The sequence below is a fragment of the Nocardia sp. NPDC051911 genome, from assembly GCF_040681035.1.
Taxonomy (GTDB): domain Bacteria; phylum Actinomycetota; class Actinomycetes; order Mycobacteriales; family Mycobacteriaceae; genus Nocardia; species Nocardia sichangensis.
Map to the genome: position 1 here is coordinate 190,653 of NZ_JBFAXY010000012.1, position 16,214 is coordinate 206,866.

General features: G+C 69.7%; 15 protein-coding genes. 7 read left to right on the forward strand and 8 right to left on the reverse strand.

Going from position 1 to position 16,214, the window contains the following annotated elements:
* The 4 genes from AB0L97_RS17690 to AB0L97_RS17705 form a co-directional block, all read right to left on the reverse strand.
* Positions 1-1,164, reverse strand: coding sequence for an alpha/beta hydrolase (locus AB0L97_RS17690; protein WP_364430540.1), 1,164 nt, complete (start codon positions 1,162-1,164; stop codon positions 1-3).
* A gap of 44 nt (positions 1,165-1,208) precedes the next feature.
* Positions 1,209-1,415, reverse strand: coding sequence for a hypothetical protein (locus tag AB0L97_RS17695; RefSeq protein WP_364430543.1), 207 nt, complete (start codon positions 1,413-1,415; stop codon positions 1,209-1,211).
* Positions 1,416-1,676: 261 nt separating this feature from the next.
* Positions 1,677-2,351, reverse strand: coding sequence for a dethiobiotin synthase (gene bioD, locus AB0L97_RS17700; protein WP_355078301.1), 675 nt, complete (start codon positions 2,349-2,351; stop codon positions 1,677-1,679).
* The gene (locus AB0L97_RS17705; protein ID WP_364430546.1) at positions 2,348-3,496 is read right to left on the reverse strand and encodes an 8-amino-7-oxononanoate synthase; all 1,149 of its coding nucleotides are present in this window, start codon (positions 3,494-3,496) and stop codon (positions 2,348-2,350) included. Before AB0L97_RS17705 ends, bioD begins: the two co-directional genes overlap by 4 nt.
* Before the next feature lie 59 nt (positions 3,497-3,555).
* On the opposite strand from AB0L97_RS17705, the gene AB0L97_RS17710 reads away from it, so the two are divergent.
* Positions 3,556-3,951, forward strand: a complete 396-nt coding sequence (locus AB0L97_RS17710; RefSeq protein WP_355078303.1) for a hypothetical protein — start codon at positions 3,556-3,558, stop codon at positions 3,949-3,951.
* Here AB0L97_RS17710 and AB0L97_RS17715 read toward each other — a convergent pair.
* The gene (locus AB0L97_RS17715; protein WP_364430550.1) at positions 3,938-4,420 is read right to left on the reverse strand and encodes a MarR family winged helix-turn-helix transcriptional regulator; all 483 of its coding nucleotides are present in this window, start codon (positions 4,418-4,420) and stop codon (positions 3,938-3,940) included. The genes AB0L97_RS17710 and AB0L97_RS17715 overlap by 14 nt on opposite strands.
* A 61-nt stretch (positions 4,421-4,481) precedes the next feature.
* On the opposite strand from AB0L97_RS17715, the gene AB0L97_RS17720 reads away from it, so the two are divergent.
* Complete coding sequence (locus AB0L97_RS17720) at positions 4,482-4,853, forward strand: cupin domain-containing protein (protein ID WP_364430553.1); 372 nt, start codon at positions 4,482-4,484, stop codon at positions 4,851-4,853.
* Between the two features lie 4 nt (positions 4,854-4,857).
* Here the strand turns inward: AB0L97_RS17720 and AB0L97_RS17725 are convergent, their stop codons facing one another.
* A complete protein-coding gene (locus AB0L97_RS17725) occupies positions 4,858-6,138 on the reverse strand; it encodes an adenosylmethionine--8-amino-7-oxononanoate transaminase (RefSeq protein WP_364430556.1) in 1,281 nt (426 codons plus the stop codon).
* Positions 6,139-6,304: 166 nt separating this feature from the next.
* Between AB0L97_RS17725 and AB0L97_RS17730 the strand changes: the two genes are divergently transcribed.
* From AB0L97_RS17730 to treY, 3 genes are all read left to right on the forward strand, one after another.
* On the forward strand, positions 6,305-7,240 hold the full coding sequence (locus tag AB0L97_RS17730; RefSeq protein ID WP_364430559.1) for a helix-turn-helix domain-containing GNAT family N-acetyltransferase: 936 nt from the start codon (positions 6,305-6,307) through the stop codon (positions 7,238-7,240).
* A 429-nt stretch (positions 7,241-7,669) separates the two neighbouring features.
* A complete protein-coding gene (glgX, locus tag AB0L97_RS17735) occupies positions 7,670-9,790 on the forward strand; it encodes a glycogen debranching protein GlgX (protein WP_355078308.1) in 2,121 nt (706 codons plus the stop codon).
* 35 nt (positions 9,791-9,825) lie between these two features.
* Positions 9,826-12,234 carry a malto-oligosyltrehalose synthase gene (gene treY, locus AB0L97_RS17740; RefSeq protein WP_364430641.1) on the forward strand — a complete coding sequence of 803 codons (2,409 nt, stop codon included), beginning with the start codon at positions 9,826-9,828 and terminating at the stop codon, positions 12,232-12,234.
* Here treY and AB0L97_RS17745 read toward each other — a convergent pair.
* Together AB0L97_RS17745 and AB0L97_RS17750 are read right to left on the reverse strand one after the other, a co-directional pair.
* Positions 12,127-13,419: a DUF2235 domain-containing protein gene (locus tag AB0L97_RS17745; protein WP_355078309.1), complete on the reverse strand. Its 1,293-nt coding sequence runs from the start codon at positions 13,417-13,419 to the stop codon at positions 12,127-12,129. The two genes, treY and AB0L97_RS17745, sit on opposite strands and share 108 nt — an antisense overlap.
* 93 nt (positions 13,420-13,512) lie before the next feature.
* Complete coding sequence (locus tag AB0L97_RS17750; protein ID WP_355078310.1) at positions 13,513-13,746, reverse strand: hypothetical protein; 234 nt, start codon at positions 13,744-13,746, stop codon at positions 13,513-13,515.
* Positions 13,747-13,834: 88 nt separating this feature from the next.
* On the opposite strand from AB0L97_RS17750, the gene AB0L97_RS17755 reads away from it, so the two are divergent.
* Both AB0L97_RS17755 and ilvA read left to right on the forward strand, forming a co-directional pair.
* Positions 13,835-14,269, forward strand: coding sequence for a nitroreductase family deazaflavin-dependent oxidoreductase (locus tag AB0L97_RS17755; protein ID WP_355078311.1), 435 nt, complete (start codon positions 13,835-13,837; stop codon positions 14,267-14,269).
* 75 nt (positions 14,270-14,344) lie between these two features.
* The gene (ilvA, locus tag AB0L97_RS17760; RefSeq protein ID WP_355078312.1) at positions 14,345-15,700 is read left to right on the forward strand and encodes a threonine ammonia-lyase IlvA; all 1,356 of its coding nucleotides are present in this window, start codon (positions 14,345-14,347) and stop codon (positions 15,698-15,700) included.
* Positions 15,701-16,214 lie beyond the last annotated feature (514 nt).

The window sequence follows — 16,214 nt, forward strand, 5'->3', positions numbered from 1 at the left end:
TCAGCGGGGCGGCGCTGCCACCGTCGTCGACCGGACCTGCTGCTGGTAGCGCTGCACGAACGGCAGAATCTGCTGCTCGATCACCGTGTTGTATTCCCGGGGCCGCTGCATCGGATTCGCGTGCCCGGTGTTTCGCGCCAGCACCACCAGCAGCGTGCCGTCCACTCCGCCGGACCGCTCGATCAGCACCCGATGGGAGTACTCGACGTCGACCACGCGGTCGGCGCTCGCGTCGCGCGGCCGGATGAAGACGATGGCGGGCCGTGGCTTGTCGGCCACGGGCTGGGCGAGGGCGCGCAGGTCGTCCGTCGCGCCACCGGCCACGATTGCGGTGAACTGGGATTCGATCAGACCGTTGCTCGCCGCGTCGCGCGAGACGATCTTCTCCCGCATCACTTCCGCCAGCACCTGGCCCAGTTGGCCGAACCGGATGCCGGGCAGCCCGTCGCCCCGGTCGACGAAACGGTCCCGGCGAGCGTAGGTCTCCACGGCCAGCCGGAGCATGCGGCTTTCCCGCGCACCGGGCAGCCAGCCCATCCACCGCAGCATGTCCTCACCGCGCCCGCGACTCTCCGGACGGACCGCGTTCAGGTCGACCGGCGTGCAGTCCAGGATCACCCCGACCAGTCTGCGGTCGCTGTCCCGGTGGATGTGCTCGGCGACCTCCAGTGCGATCACGCCGCCCATGCTGTGGCCGACGAGCACGATGTTGCGCAGGCCCGACAGTTCGGCGGCGCGCACGACGAGGTCGGCGATCACCTTGGTGTCGATACCTTGATTGTCGTAGCGGATCGCCCACACCATGCCCATCCTGCGCAGAGCGGGCAGCGCGGCGGCGGTGCCACTGGCGTCGAGCCCGCCGAGCCCGACCAGATCCACCACGACGGTGTCCCAGTTCTGCGGGTCCACCGGCGGGGCGACGGGCAGGATGGCGGGCTCGGTGCGCGCCAGTCGCGCCTGTTCCGGCGCGACGTCGTACTTCCAGTACTGCGCGAACACCACGAGTCCGGCCAGCAGCAGTGCGGCCACCCGAAGCAGCGTCACCCTGGTGCGGCGCAACGTCTTCCACCCGTGCCCCAGGCTCGTGTCCCGCAGCCGAGATCGGCGTCGCGCGTCATCCCAGTCGGAGACGGTGGACGGGTGCCTCTCGTCCATCGGCGACATCCATCCCACTGTAGGCACGGGTGCGGGCGGTCGCCATGAGCCCGCTATCGTTCAGCGTGCCGCCTCGGCCTTGGCCGCGAGTTTGCCCAGCGAGTTCCGCCGACCGATTTGTTGTCGTCGAGCGCGATTAAGCTCGACAGACCGTCGGGTACCTCCTGGATGTCGGTGGCGCCCTCGACATAGCGCAAGGTAGCTGACAGTGTGCTCGTCGCCACCGACGGATCGCAGGTCGTGAATTCGATGATCTGCACCACGTGCTCGTGCGGGCCGCGCGAAATGCTGTGCGCGGTGGCCTTGCCGCTACCGTGGACTCGTCGCGCAAGCGAGCGTGATTCGGAACACGCCGACCTCTCCGGGCATCGAATTCGCGCACGTGTCCGGTCCTGCCGTCTGGCACCATCCACTGCCGCACCGCTTCCGCGCGCAGATGCCACCGAACACGGGTCGCGCGTCCGCACTCAGCGGGGTCACCGACACGTTCGGGGAGACTCGCGTCGCGGAAACGCCATCGATCAGCGGAAAGGCGACCAGGCGGGCTCGAACCACCCCGGGGCGGCGGCGATGAATCGCGCACGCTCCCAGCCGCCCGCGCCTTGCGGCACCGAACCCACCAGGTCGACGCCGCTGACGCGCGGCAGGTCGATGCGATTGCATTCGGCGGCGAGATCCGGTTCGGCGGGCCAAGAGCCGATCACCAGGCCTTGGCACCGCACGCCCGCCGATTGCAGTGCGCGGGTGGTCAGTTCGGTGTGGTTGAGCGTCCCCAGCCCGGCCGCGGTGACCAGCAGGACGGGCGCGCCGAGTTTCTGGGCGAGGTCGAGCAGGGTGAAATCGCCTAGGCGCACCAGCAATCCGCCCGCGCCCTCGACCAGGACGAGGTCGGCGTCGGTCAGGGAATCGACGGCGGCGGCGGTCTCGGCGAGTGTCAGCTCCGGCAGCCCGGCCCGGCGGGCGGCGGTGTCGGGCGCCAGCGGGTCCGGGTAGCGGGCGAGTTCGAGCGTGCGGGTGACGCCGGACAACCGTTGGATCTCCGCGAGGTCTCCGGGTTCGCCCACCGCGACACCGGTCTGGCCCGGCTTGCACACCGCCACCGAACGGCCGTTCGCCATCGCCGCGGCGGCGACGGCCGCGGTGACGACGGTCTTGCCGACATCGGTGGAGGTTCCGGTGATCAGCAGGACGGTCATGCCGGCACCGCCTCTCGCGCCTGCGCCAGCACTTCGCCGAGCACCGTCGCGATGGAGTCGAGTTCGGCCGGTGTGAGATTCGCCCGCGCGGTCAAGCGCAGTCGCGACGTGCCTTCCGGAACCGTCGGCGGACGGAAGCAGCCAACGTCCAGCCCGTGCGCTCGGCACGCCTGCGCGGCGTCGAAGGCCACTTGCGCCGGACCGAGCACGACCGACACCACCGCCGAAGGCGGCGCGGGCACACCGGCGATCCCGGCGATGTCCGCGGCGCGCGCCAGCACCCGCTCGGCCAGCTCCGGCTGGGCGCGCAGCACCCGCAACGCGGCCCGCGCGGCGCCGACGGCGGCGGGCGCGAGACCGGTGTCGAAGATGAACGTGCGCGCGGCGTCGATCAGGTGGGCGCGCACCCGGCCACTGCTCAGCACCACACCGCCCTGCGCGGCAAGGGATTTCGACAGCGTCGCGGTGATCACCAGATCCGGCGCCCCCGCCAGACCCGACTCGTGCGCCAACCCGCGTCCGCCCGCCCCGCGCACACCGATGCCGTGTGCCTCGTCCACCACGAGCACCGCCCCGTTGGCCCTGGTCACCCGGTGCAGTTCGGTCAACGGCGCGAGATCGCCGTCGGCGCTGAACACCGAATCCGTTAGCACCAGCGCACGTTCCTCGACGCGCTCCGACAGCAGCCGCTCCACCGCCGCGACGTCGCGATGCGGCGCGATCTCCACCCTGGCGCGGGAGAGCCTGCACGCGTCCACCAGCGAGGCGTGGCTGCCCGCGTCGGAGATCACCAGCGAACCGCGCCCGGCCAGCGCGGTCACCGCGCCGAGGTTGGCCGCGTATCCGGAGGCGAACACGAGTCCCGCTTCGACGCCGACGAATTCGGCCAACTCGGTCTCCAGCAGTTCGTGCTCGGTGGTGGTGCCGGTGACCAGCCGCGACCCGGTCGACCCCGCACCCCAGCGGCGCACCGCCTCGATCGCGCCTTCGATCACCTCGGGGTGGCGCACCAGGCCGAGATAGTCGTTGGAGGCGAGATCGATCGACGGCGCCTGCGGGGCGCGCGGCCGCAGCTCGCGGCGCAGTCCCGCGGCCACGCGCGCGGAAGCGCGTTCGTCCAACCAGCTCAACGGATCGGTAGTCACAGCTCCGAAGCATACTTGAACACCGTTCAGGGCACTCTCCCGCAGGTCCGCTGGTACCGTTGAGCCCATCGTTGGTGGTGTCACCGGCCCGCGGTGACAAGCTGCACCGGGAGGTACACGGCCGGATGCCGCGGTGGGCGATAGTCGTCGAGGAAACAACGGGCTCGGGCGATCACAAGCGCTGGTCACCCCGAATCCTGACGGAAGTGGTCGGCACGCGCGCACAAGCGCTGGCGAAACTGGCCGGAGTGCTGCCCACCTACACCCCGGAGCATCCCAAGCTGCGCGGTCGCCGCGTCGTGCTCCGCGACGGTGACACCTATCTACTGATGGTGCGCGGCTGGTCGGACGACTACCACTGCATCTTCCGGGTGTGGGAGATGCTGTCCGACAGCGATCGTCCCGACCTCGCCGACGGCCGCCCTAATTCGTCCGATCGGCTCACGGACCGGTGAACCAGTTCGGCGTATCCAGCCGGAACACCTCGCCGGGCGTCAGCGAGCGCAGATCGCGCTCCAGGTCGGCCAGCCGATCCGCGCCGAGCAGTTCCGACCAGCGATCGTGGATCCGGTCGAACGTTCGCGCCGATCGGGTCAGCACGTCATCGGCGCGTTCGGTGAGCGTGTAGACCTTGCGCCGCGCGTCGGACGGATCGTGCCCGCGGCGAAGGTAGCCCAGCCGCTCCAACGCCTCGATATGCTTGCCCGCGGCCTGTTTCGAGACACCGAGCGCGCGCCCCAGGTCGGCGGCCGTGCAACCGTGCGGCCCGCCCGCGCGGCCGATCGCCTGGAAGACGAAGCCGTGCATCGGCCGCAACTCGGCGTGACCGTGCTCGGCCAGATCCGCGTGCACCTCGTCGATCACAGCCCGGAAGCCGAGCAGCATGCGCAGCGGCAGCTCATAGCCACCCCTGTCACTTGACATGATGGACAACCTCGTTGACTATATAGACAACCATGTTGTCTATTATAGAGGTGGTAGCCAGATGACCGTCATCCGACACTCCGACACCCGCCGCACCGAAACCCCTGGCGGTGTCATGACCACGCTCGCCTCCCCCACCCAGGGCGGCTCCGGACTCGCGTTGTGGCGGGTCGAGGTGCCCGCCGACACCGCGGGACCGCTGCACTTCATCGACGCCGAGCAGATCTGGACCGTCCTCGCCGGACGGCTCGACGTCACGCTCGACGGCACGGAACTCACCGCGGCCGAAGGGGATACGGTGATCCTCCCGCCGAACACGCTGCGACAGGTGCACACCGGCGACGGCTTCACCGCCATCGTCACCGCGCCCGCGGGGGCGCGGGCAGGCACACCGGACAGCGACGGCACCATCGTCCCGCCCTGGATCGCCTGACCGGTCACCGACCGATCCCCGCGGCGACCGCGGCGCGCATGCCGGCGGTGATCGTGGCGATGTCGCCGGACGTGCTGATGAACGGCGGCATGGTGTAGACGAGGTTGCGGAACGGACGCAGCCACACCCCGGCCGCCACCGCGGCGTCGGTCGCGGCGCGCATGTCGACCGGGTGGTCCAGCTCGACCACACCGATCGCACCGAGCACACGCGCCTCGATCACGCCCGGCAGCTCGCGCGCCGGGGCCAGGCCCGCAGCCAGCTCCGCTTCGATCCGGGTCACCTCGCCGCGCCAGTCGCGCGAGCGCAGCAACTCGATCGACGCGACGGCGACCGCGCAGGCCAGCGGGTTGCCCATGAACGTGGGGCCGTGCATGAGCCCGCCGTGCGCCGCGCTGATCGTCTCGGCGATCCGCGTGGTGCACAGCGCGGCGGCCAGGGTGAGGTAACCGCCGGTCAGCGCCTTGCCCACGCACATCACATCCGGGCTCACCCCGGCCAGGTCGGCCGCGAAAAGCGTTCCGGTGCGGCCGAATCCGGTCGCGATTTCGTCGAAGACGAGCAGCACCCCGTGCTCGTCGCACAACCTGCGCAGGTCGGCGAGATAGCCGGGATGATGCCAGCGCATCCCGCCCGCCCCTTGGACGATCGGCTCCACGATGACCGCCGCGAGTTCGCCCGCGTGCGCGGCGATCATGCGCTCCAGTTCCGCCGTGTATTCCGGGTGGTACTCGCTCGGCGGCATCGGCGCGAACAGCTGATTCGCCAGGATGTCGGTCCACAGCGAGTGCATGCCGCCCTCGGGGTCGCACACGCTCATCGGGGTGAAGGTGTCGCCGTGGTAGCCGCCGCGCCAGGTGAGCAGCCGCCGCTTCTCCGGCTTGCCCAGCGAACGCCAGTACTGCAGGCACATCTTCACGGCGACCTCGACCGACACCGAGCCGGAGTCGCACAGGAACACCTTGTCCAGCCCGGCCGGTGTCGATTCGACCAGCAGCTCGGCCAGCCGGGCCGCCGGCTCGTGGGTGAGCCCGCCGAACATCACATGACTCATCCGCCGCGACTGGTCGACCAGCGCGGCGTCGAGCACCGGGTGCCGGTAACCGTGGATGGCGGCCCACCAGGAACTCATGCCGTCGACCAGCTCGCGTCCGTCGGCCAGGGTCAGCCTGGTCCCCGCGGCGGCGGCCACCACCAGCGGTTCGGTCGTCGCGGGGAAGCCGCCGTACGGATGCCAGACGTGCTCGGCGTCGAGGGCGGTGATCTGGTCGGGGGTCAGTGCCACAGGAATCCTCGCGTCACGGCCCGGGTCGCCCCGGAGCGGCTTGAACACCGTTCAAGTTAGCACCCGAGCTGGTCGGGTTCGCAAGGGTGGGCCGAGTTCGGCCGTTTCCCAGCCCGGTGGCGTCGCGGCGGAATATTCTTTGACAAAGTCAAAGATTGGAGCCGCCGTGACCGCTGCCGCCCCCGCCGACATCGCCGCCGTCCGCGAGTTCAACCGCCACTACACGCGCGTGATCGGCGTGCTGCGCGAAGGACTGCACGACAGCCGCTACTCGCTCACCGAGGCGCGGATACTGTTCGAGCTGGCCGCGTCCGACGCCACCGAAGTGGTCGCGCTACGCCACGCCCTCGACCTGGACGCGGGCTACCTCAGCCGCATTTTGGCCCGGTTCGAGCAGTCCGGCCTGGTGCGGCGCAACCGCTCCGGCAGTGACGGCCGCCGCCAGGAGGTCCGGCTGACCGATCGGGGCAGGGAGATCTTCGCGACGCTCGATCAGCGCTCCAGCGACGAAGTGGGCGCGCTGCTCGACGCGCAGCCGCAAGCGACCCGCGCGCGCCTGATCACGGCGATGCGAACCATTCAGCAGATTTTGGACCGGCCCGCCGACGCACCTGCTTTCTCGCTGCGACGCCCGCGCTCCGGTGATTACGGCTGGGTGATCCAGCGTCATGCCGAGCTCTACGCGAACGAATACGGCTGGGACGCGACCTACGAGGAACTGATCGTGCGCATCGTGGCCGACTATCTGACTTCCCGCGACGAGCAGCGCGAGCGCGCCTGGATCGCGGAATCCGACGGCCGCCCGGTGGGTAGCGTCTTCTGCGTTCGCGAGGACGACACCACCGCGCGCCTGCGGTTGCTCCTGGTCGAGCCGACCGTCCGCGGTCTCGGCGTCGGCTCGGCGCTGGTGGACGAATGCCTGCGATTCGCCACGGCGGCGGGCTACCGGGAGATCGTGCTGTGGACCAACGACGTGCTCACCGCCGCGCGGCGCGTCTACCAGCGCGCGGGATTCGAGCTCGTCGACCAGAGCCCGCATCACAGCTGGGGGCACGACCTGGTCGGCCAGACCTGGCGGCGGTCGCTCACATCCGCGAAGTGAGCCGCGCGCCCGCTCACGAGCCGCCACACGATGCGCCGGGTCGCATGCGCTTCCGCTATGTCGAGCACCACACGGCCCGTCGCTGTCAGTGATCCGTATCGACGCACCGCGTGCCGGGCCGTCAGTGATCCGTATCAACGCACCGCGTGCCGCGGCACCTCGGACGCGTCCGGCGAGGGCTCGCGTCATCGCGACCGCCGCTACGGATGAGCTCGCGACCACCGCGCCCCGCTCGGGGCAAGGCCGACGCGGCGTTGGGTCCGTTCGCCCGTGCTGTGCCGCGAGACTGCGCGGCGTTGCCACCGCGGGCCGTGCTCGGTGCTCGCACCATTCCCCCGATGGCGCGAAAAATGCCTCCGACCTCGTCCGATCCGGTCACCCACAACCACCCGCACCGCTGGACGCCCGGCTGACGCTACTGTCGTTGCCATGGCTCAGCCCGACGCAGCGCCCGGTGACGCGGCACCTCTGGGTGTCTGGCCCGGCACCGCCTATCCCCTCGGGGCCACCTACGACGGCGCAGGCACCAATTTCTCGGTGTTCTCCGAGGTCGCCGACGCGGTCGAACTCTGCCTGATCGACGCCGACGGAGCCGAGAACCGGATCGCGCTCGATGAGGTGGACGGGTACGTCTGGCATGCCTACCTGCCCGGAATCGACCCTGGTCAGCGCTATGGATTCCGCGTGCACGGCCCATACGACCCCGACCGGGGGTTGCGCTGCGACCCGAGCAAGTTGCTGCTCGATCCGTACGGCAAGGCTTTCGACGGCGACTTCGACGATCACCCCTCGCTCTACACCCACGGGCTCGACTCGCTCGGCCACACCATGACCGGCGTGGTGATCAACCCGTACTTCGACTGGGGCGCCGACCGGCCGCCCAACCGGCCGTACCACGAGACGGTGATCTACGAGGCGCACGTCAAGGGCATGACGATGACGCATCCCGAGGTGCCCGAGGAATTGCGCGGCACCTATTCCGGCATCGCGCACCCGGCGGTCGTCGACCATCTGAAGGGGTTGGGGGTCACCGCGATCGAACTGATGCCGGTGCACCAGTTCCTGCAGGACCGCGTGCTGCTGGATCAGGGACTGCGGAACTACTGGGGCTACAACAGCTTCGGCTACCTCGCGCCGCACAGCGAGTACGCGACGATGGATCGCGCCGGGTCGGCGGTCACCGAGTTCAAGGCGATGGTGCGCGCGCTGCACGCCGAGGGCATCGAGGTGATCCTCGACGTCGTCTACAACCACACCGCCGAGGGCAACCACAACGGCCCCACGATCTGCTTCCGCGGCATCGACAATGCCGCCTACTACCGCTTGGTCGACGACGATCCTTCGCACTACATGGATTACACGGGCACCGGAAACAGTCTCAACGTGCGCCACCCGCACACCTTGCAGCTGATCATGGACTCCCTGCGCTACTGGATCCTGGAGATGCACGTCGACGGCTTCCGCTTCGATCTGGCCGCGACGCTGGCGCGGGAACTGCACGACGTGGACCGGCTGTCGACGTTCTTCGACCTGGTGCAGCAGGATCCGGTGGTGAGCCAGGTCAAACTCATCGCCGAACCGTGGGACGTCGGCGAGGGCGGCTACCAGGTGGGCAATTTCCCCGGCCTGTGGACGGAGTGGAACGGCAAGTACCGCGACACCGTGCGGGACTACTGGCGCGGCGAACCGGCGACGCTGGGCGAGTTCGCCTCTCGGCTCACCGGTTCCTCGGACCTGTACGAGGCCACCGGCCGCAGGCCGAGCGCGAGCATCAACTTCGTCACCGCGCACGACGGGTTCACGCTGCGGGATCTGGTGTCCTACAACGAGAAACACAACGCGGCCAACGGCGAGGACAACCGCGACGGCGAGAGCTGGAACCGCTCCTGGAACTGCGGTGTCGAAGGCCCGACCGACGACCAGGACATCCTCGCCCTGCGCGACCGGCAGAGCCGCAACCTGCTGGCCACGCTCATGCTCAGCCAGGGTGTGCCGATGCTGGCGCACGGCGACGAGATGGGCCGCACCCAGCACGGCAACAACAACGTCTACTGCCAGGACTCGCCGCTGGCCTGGATGGACTGGTCGCTGCGGGAGAAGAACGCCGATCTGCTGGAGTTCACCCGCGCGGTGGTCGCGTTGCGCACCCGGCACCCCGTCTTCCGGCGCCGTCGCTTCTTCGCGGGCGGCCCGGTCCGTTCGGCGGACAACGCCCGCGACATCGCCTGGCTCACCCCGTCCGGCGAGGAGATGACCGGGGCGGACTGGGATAGCGGATTCGGCAAGTCGCTGGCGGTCTACCTCAACGGCGAGGCGATCCCCGAGCCGGGCCCGCGAGGCGAGCGGATCACCGACGACTCGTTCCTGTTGTGTTTCAACGCCCACGACGCGGCTATCGACTTCGTGCTACCGAGCACCGGCGACGGCGCGGAATGGTCGGTGGCACTGGATTGCTCGACCCCGACCGGCATGACCGACGCCAGGTATCCCGGCGGCGCGGCCGTCACCGTCGAAGCTCGCTGTCTCCTCGTCCTCCGCCAGGCCGCCTGACCCGAATGCCGATGAACGCACCCGATCCCACCGAGATGCACGTGACCGACCCGGTGTCCCTCCGACGCAAGCCCGCCCGCCAGACGACGATCCGCAGCGCCTACCGGCTACAGCTGCGACCGGACGCATTGACCTTCGCCGAGGCCCGCGCCATCGCGGAATACCTTCAGCAGCTGGGCATCTCGCACCTGTACCTGTCGCCGATCCTGACCGCGGCGCACGGTTCGACGCACGGTTACGACGTCACCGACCCGACCACGGTCTCCGCCGCCCTCGGCGGGCCGACGGGGCTCAAGGCACTCGCCGACGAGGTGCGCAGCCGCGGCATGGGACTGATCGTCGACCTGGTGCCCAATCACGTCGGCGTCGCCGATCCGCGACAGAACGCCTGGTGGTGGGACGTGCTGCGGAATGGCCAGGAGTCGCGGTTCGCGCCGTATTTCGACATCGACTGGAGCCCCGGCAACGGCGCGGGCGGCAGGCTGGCGCTGCCGGTGTTGCAGAGCGAGAACGACCCGGCCGCCCTGACCGTGGACCGCACCGGCGCCGAGCCGATGCTCGCGCTGCACGATCTGCGTTTCCCGATCGCGCCCGGCACCGACGGCGACAACGCCCTGCGCATCCACGACAAACAGCACTACCGGTTGGTGAGCTGGAAGGCCGGGCTGTGCACCTATCGGCGTTTCTTCGCGGTGAGCAGCCTGGCCGCGATCCGTCAGGAGAACCCGGAGGTCTTCGAGCTCACCCACCGCGAGCTCGCCGCGTGGTGCGAGCACGACTTGATCGACGGCGTGCGGGTCGACCATCCGGACGGTCTGGCCGATCCCGCCGGTTACCTCACCCGGCTGCGCAGACTGATCGGCCCGCACCGGCTGTTGCTGGTGGAGAAGATCCTGGCCAACCGCGAGCCGCTGGACGCGACGCTGCCCATCGACGGCACCACCGGCTACGAGGCGCTGGCCGACTTCGGCGGCGTGCTGATCGATCCGCGCGGGGAGCACGCGCTCACCGAACTCTCGCGCCGGGTGGCCGGGCACGGCAGCGACCGGGCTTGGATCGGCGAGACCGAACACCGGATCAAGCGCGCGGTCGCGGAAACCATTCTGACACCGGAGGTCCGGCGGCTGGTGGCCGCGATCAAACAGGACGCGAACGCCGAGAGTTTCGACACCATGGCGCTGACCAACGCCACCATCGAGGTGCTGGCGTTCATGCCGGTCTACCGGGCCGACTACGCGCCGCTGTCCGGGATGACGGGCGCGGTGATCGCCGAGGTGGAGAAGCGCAACAACGAACTCACCGCGCCGCTGGCGGTCCTGGTCGCGGCGCTGGCCGCCGACGGGGCCGCGGCGATGCGCTTCAGCCAGGTCTGCGGCGCGGTGACCGCGAAGGCGGTCGAGGACACCATGTTCTATCAGGCCGCGCGGCTGGTCTCGTTGCAGGAGGTCGGCGGCAACCCGGCGCGCTTCGGCCACTCGCTCAACGAGTTCCACCTGTCCAACAGCCAGCGCGCGCAACGCTGGCCCGCCACTCTGACGACGCTGTCCACGCACGACACCAAGCGCGGCGAGGACGTGCGCGCCCGCATCGGCGTGCTGTCCCAGGCCGCGGAGACCTGGGCGCGCAACGTCGACTCCTGGTTGGAGACCGCCCCCGCGCCGGACGGTGCGACGGCGTTGTTCCTGCTGCAGAACATGTTCGGGGTGTGGCCCGCGGACGGGCGACCGGCCGCATCGGTGCCCGGCCTGCGTGAGCGTGTGCACGCGTTCGCCGAGAAGGCGATGCGGGAGGCGAACAGCAAGACCTCCTGGGAGGAGCCGGACGCCGAGTTCGAGGCCGCGGTGCACGCGTGGCTGGACACGGTGATCGATGGCCCGGTGGGCTCCGAACTCGGCGACCTGGTGCACGAACTGGCCCCGCACGCCTGGTCGGACGCCTTGTCGCAGAAGCTCTTACAGCTGTGCGGGCCGGGCATCCCGGACGTCTACCAGGGCTGCGAGCTGTGGGAGGACTCCCTCGTCGACCCGGACAACCGCAGGCCGGTGGACTTCGCCGCCCGTGCGGGCATGCTGCAATCGCTCACCGGCACGCCCGCGCTGGACACCACCGGCGCGGCGAAGATGTGGATCGTCGCCTACGCGCTGTGGTTGCGCCGCGAACGTCCCGAATGCTTCGTCGGCGGCACGTACCGGCCGCTGTTCGCCACCGGCGACCACGCGTCCAAGGTGGTGTCCTACGCCCGCGGCCGCGCGGGCGAGGCCCCCGAGGTCATCGTCGCCGCCACCCGCCACAGCGTGAGCCTGGCCGAGACCGGCTGGAGCGATACGTTCATCGACCTACCCGCGGGCAGCTGGACAGACCGGCTGACCGGCCACACCTTCCAGGGCCGGGCCAGGCTCGAGAAGATGTTCGCCAGGCTGCCGGTCGCGCTGCTGGTGCGCTGACGGCTCGGGCACGGGCGCGCCCGCCTGCTCGAGTTTCTTGGAGAACACCCCGCGGATCTGCTCGAAAGCGGCTTCCGGGATCACACCGCCCAGTTCTTCGCGCCAGCGTCGCAGATTCGCGGGATGGTAGTCCAGCGCGTCCTGCGCGCTCGCGGACAACCGCACGCCCTGATCGGTGGGCATGGACATCCGGCGCCAGGAATCCCAGTGGAACCGGCGACTGCGCGGATTACGCAGCGTCCGAACCACGTTCAGGACGCGGTAGCCGATGCTCAGGGAATCGTGCAGCCGCATGTGGTCGCCGTCGGTGTGGTCGCAGCGCTTCGACAGCGCCGCCAGCCGGTCCCGGTCGAAGGCCAGCCCGACCGACTCCGCCTCGCGGACCATCCACTGCAGCGTGATGTCGGACAGGCCGCATTCGGTGTAGCCGCCACCGATGTCGCTGTGCACGCCGGGGAACCACACCTGCTTGACTCGCTCGAAGCCGCGCCGGTACTTCACCGTCGGTTCGACCGGCACCTCCCACACGGCCGGTTCGAAGTTGCGCCGCCGCTCGTCGATGGCCAGCGCCTGGCGGGCGCAGTGCACGTGCCGGGAGAGTTTGACGTCGTGGAAGCGGTGCCGCAGGGAGGTGATGCCAGGGACGCCGAGCGCGCCGACGGTGTCGAACACGCCAAGGAAATCGATCTTCGCTCGGTGACAATGCTTCCGGCGGAATTCCTGCCACTGCTCGGGCTCGGCCGGATCGGGGTTCTCCCGCGTCGGCGCGGGCGGTCGCTGCCGATAGATGTTCAGGGCGTCGGGGTACTTGCCTTCGATCATCGCTTCGGGGGTCATGATCCCGACACGGTTGATCAGGCCGGCCAGGCTGCGGGCGGTGAAGGCGCCGCGGCTGAAGCCGAAGATGTAGATTTCGTCGCCCTTCTCCCAGTTCAAGGCCAGATGCCAGTAGGCGGACGACAGGTTCGCCTCGAGTCCGAGTCCGAAGGCGCCGCCCATCAGGCGATCGCTGAGGAATCCGCGGGCACCTGGGCCGGAGACGTAGGTGACCCACTGCTGGATCGTCTCCCCCGCCGGTCCGGGCGCATCGAACCGGATCGTCTGCGCGATCTTGACTATGTTCGAAACCGTGCTGCTCGATTCGGCCTTCCAGGTGCCGTCGCAACACACAACCAGACGTTTCATGCGCTGATCCTCCCGCCGGCATCCCACCGAAACCCGCGTATTCGACTACTCGAATTCATCGCCCGCGGCGGGGAAGCGTTAATGCGGGGCGCGCTACGGCGTGCCGCCGGGCCCCTCGCCGAGACCCGCGACCGCCATGCCGATCAGCCACCGCGCCGCGCCGAGCGCTGCCGCGACGAGTACCGCGAGTTGCAGCGATCCGGTGATCAGGGCCAGGACGAGGCAGGTCACCAAGCCGACGACCAGTGCGTCGAGCTTGTATACCGGCCACGCGCTACCCGCGATGTCGATCGTGGTGCCGCGCGCCGAAGAGTGAACGACCGCCATCTCCTCAGGGTAGTCGGAATTGGAAGTTCGGGCCAGCGAACTTTTTGTCGCCGGGAACACAAGTAATCGCCGCGGCGTTGCCGCAGATATGCCACTGACAGGTGAATACGAACCGAGTACATCCGACTGGGCCCGCGAACAGGCCGAGAAGTACGAGAACTCCGGCGGCACCGAGGGCGCGACCTTGCAAGGTGTGCCGATCATCCTGCTCACCACCAAGGGCGCGAAGAGCGGCAAGCTGCGCAAGACGCCGCTGATGCGGGTGGAGCACGACGGCGAGTACGCCGTGGTGGCCTCGCTGGGCGGCGCGCCGAAGCATCCCGTCTGGTACCACAACATCAAGGCCGAACCGCACGTCGAACTGCGCGACGGCACGGTCAACAAGGACTACACCGCCCGCGAGGTGTTCGGCGACGAGAAGGCGCAGTGGTGGGAGCGCGCGGTCGAGGTGTGGCCGGATTACGCGAACTACCAGACCAAGACCGATCGTCAGATCCCCGTCTTCGTTCTCACCCCGCAGTAGCTTCTGCGCAGGTAGCCCGCGTGTCACCGCCACCCGCCGCAGCTCGCCGCCGCGGCGGGTGGCAGCATATTCGGGGTGTCCGATCCGCTTGATGTCCTCGACGCACTGACCGCTTCTCGTCCCGCCCTCACCGCGGACGAGATCGATGCTGCCGCCAAGCGAATTGCCGACGTCATTGATCCGACCCCGCTGCAGCGCAGCGAGCGGCTGTCCAAGCTGACCGGGGCGAACGTTTATCTGAAGCGCGAAGATCTCAGCGCGGTCCGCTCCTACAAGCTGCGCGGCGCCTACAACCTCGTGGTCCAGCTGACCGAGCGGGAACGCGCCGCCGGCGTGGTCGCGGCCAGCGCGGGCAACCACGCGCAGGGCGTCGCGTTCGCCTGCCAGGCGATGGGGATCAAGGGCCGCATCTACGTGCCGACCACGACGCCGAAGCAGAAGCGTGACCGCATCCGGGTGCACGGCGGGGAGTTCGTCGAGCTCATCGCGGTCGGCGAGACCTACGACGCCGCCGCCGCGGCCGCCGCGGCCGACGTGGAGCGCACCGGCGCGACCATGGTGCCGCCGTTCGACGACACCCGCACCGCGGCCGGTCAGGGCACCATCGCCGCGGAGATCCTGGAGCAGCTCCCCACCACGCCCGACCTGGTGATCGTGCCGGTGGGCGGCGGCGGCTGCCTGGCGGGCATCGGCACCTACCTGCGCGCCCGATCCCCGCGCACCGCCATCCTGGGCGTGGAGCCCGCGGGCGCGGCCTCGATGACCGCGGCTCTGGTGGCGGGCGGCCCGGTCACGCTGCCGGAGATCGATCCGTTCGTCGACGGCGCCGCGGTCCGCCGGGTAGGCGCCGTGCCGTACGCGGCGGTGTCCGGATTCGGCGGGCGCGTGGTTTCGCACGCCTCGCTGCCGTTGCTGACCACCACCGAATCCCCCAGGGGCGCGGGCACTTTCCAGATGATGCAGGTCGACGAAGGCGCGATCTGCACGACCATGCTCGACCTGTACCAGAGCGAGGGCATCATCGCCGAGCCCGCGGGCGCGCTCACCACGACGGCGCTGGCGGAGATCACCGTGGAGCCGGGCTCCACGGTGGTGTGCCTGGTGTCCGGCGGCAACAACGACGTCTCCCGCTACGGCGAGATCATCGAGCGCTCGCTCGTGCACAGCGGGCTCAAGCACTACTTCCTGGTGGACTTCCCGCAGGAACCCGGCGCGCTGCGCCGCTTCCTCAACGAGGTGCTCGGCCCGGAAGACGACATCACGCTGTTCGAGTACGTCAAGCGCAACAACCGGGAGACGGGCGCGGCGCTGGTCGGCATCGAACTGGGCGCCCCCGACGGGCTGGCGCCGCTGCTGGAACGGATGCACCACTCCCCGATCCAGTGCGAGCGCCTCGAGCCCGATTCACCGGCCTACCGCTACCTGACCTGAGCCCGACTCCGGCGGTCAGGCGGCCTCGGGCGTCTGACCGACCGGTATCCGACTGCCACGCAGCCTGGGGCCTCCGCGCGACCGCAATCCGACATGTCACGCTCGGGCCTCCGCGCGACCGCAATCCGACATGTCACGCTCGGGCCTCCGCGCAGCCGGGATCCGACGTGTCACGTGGCCTTGGGCGTCTGTGCAGCCAGCATCCGACGGTCACGCAACCTCGGGCCTCCGCGCAGCGGGGATCCGACGTGCCAAGCAGCCTCGGGCCTCCGCGCGACCGCAATCCGACATGCCACGCAGCCTCGAGCCTCCGCGCAGCCGGGATCCGACGTGCCACGTGGCCTTACGCGTCTGCGCAGCCGAAATCCGACGCGTCCCGCAGTCTCGGGCCTCTGCGCAGCCGGGATCCGAGGTGCCATGCAGCCTCGGGCCTCCGCGCGACCGCAATCCGACATGCCACGCAGCCTCGAGCCTCCGCGCAGCCGGGATCCGACGTGCCACGTGGCCTTACGCG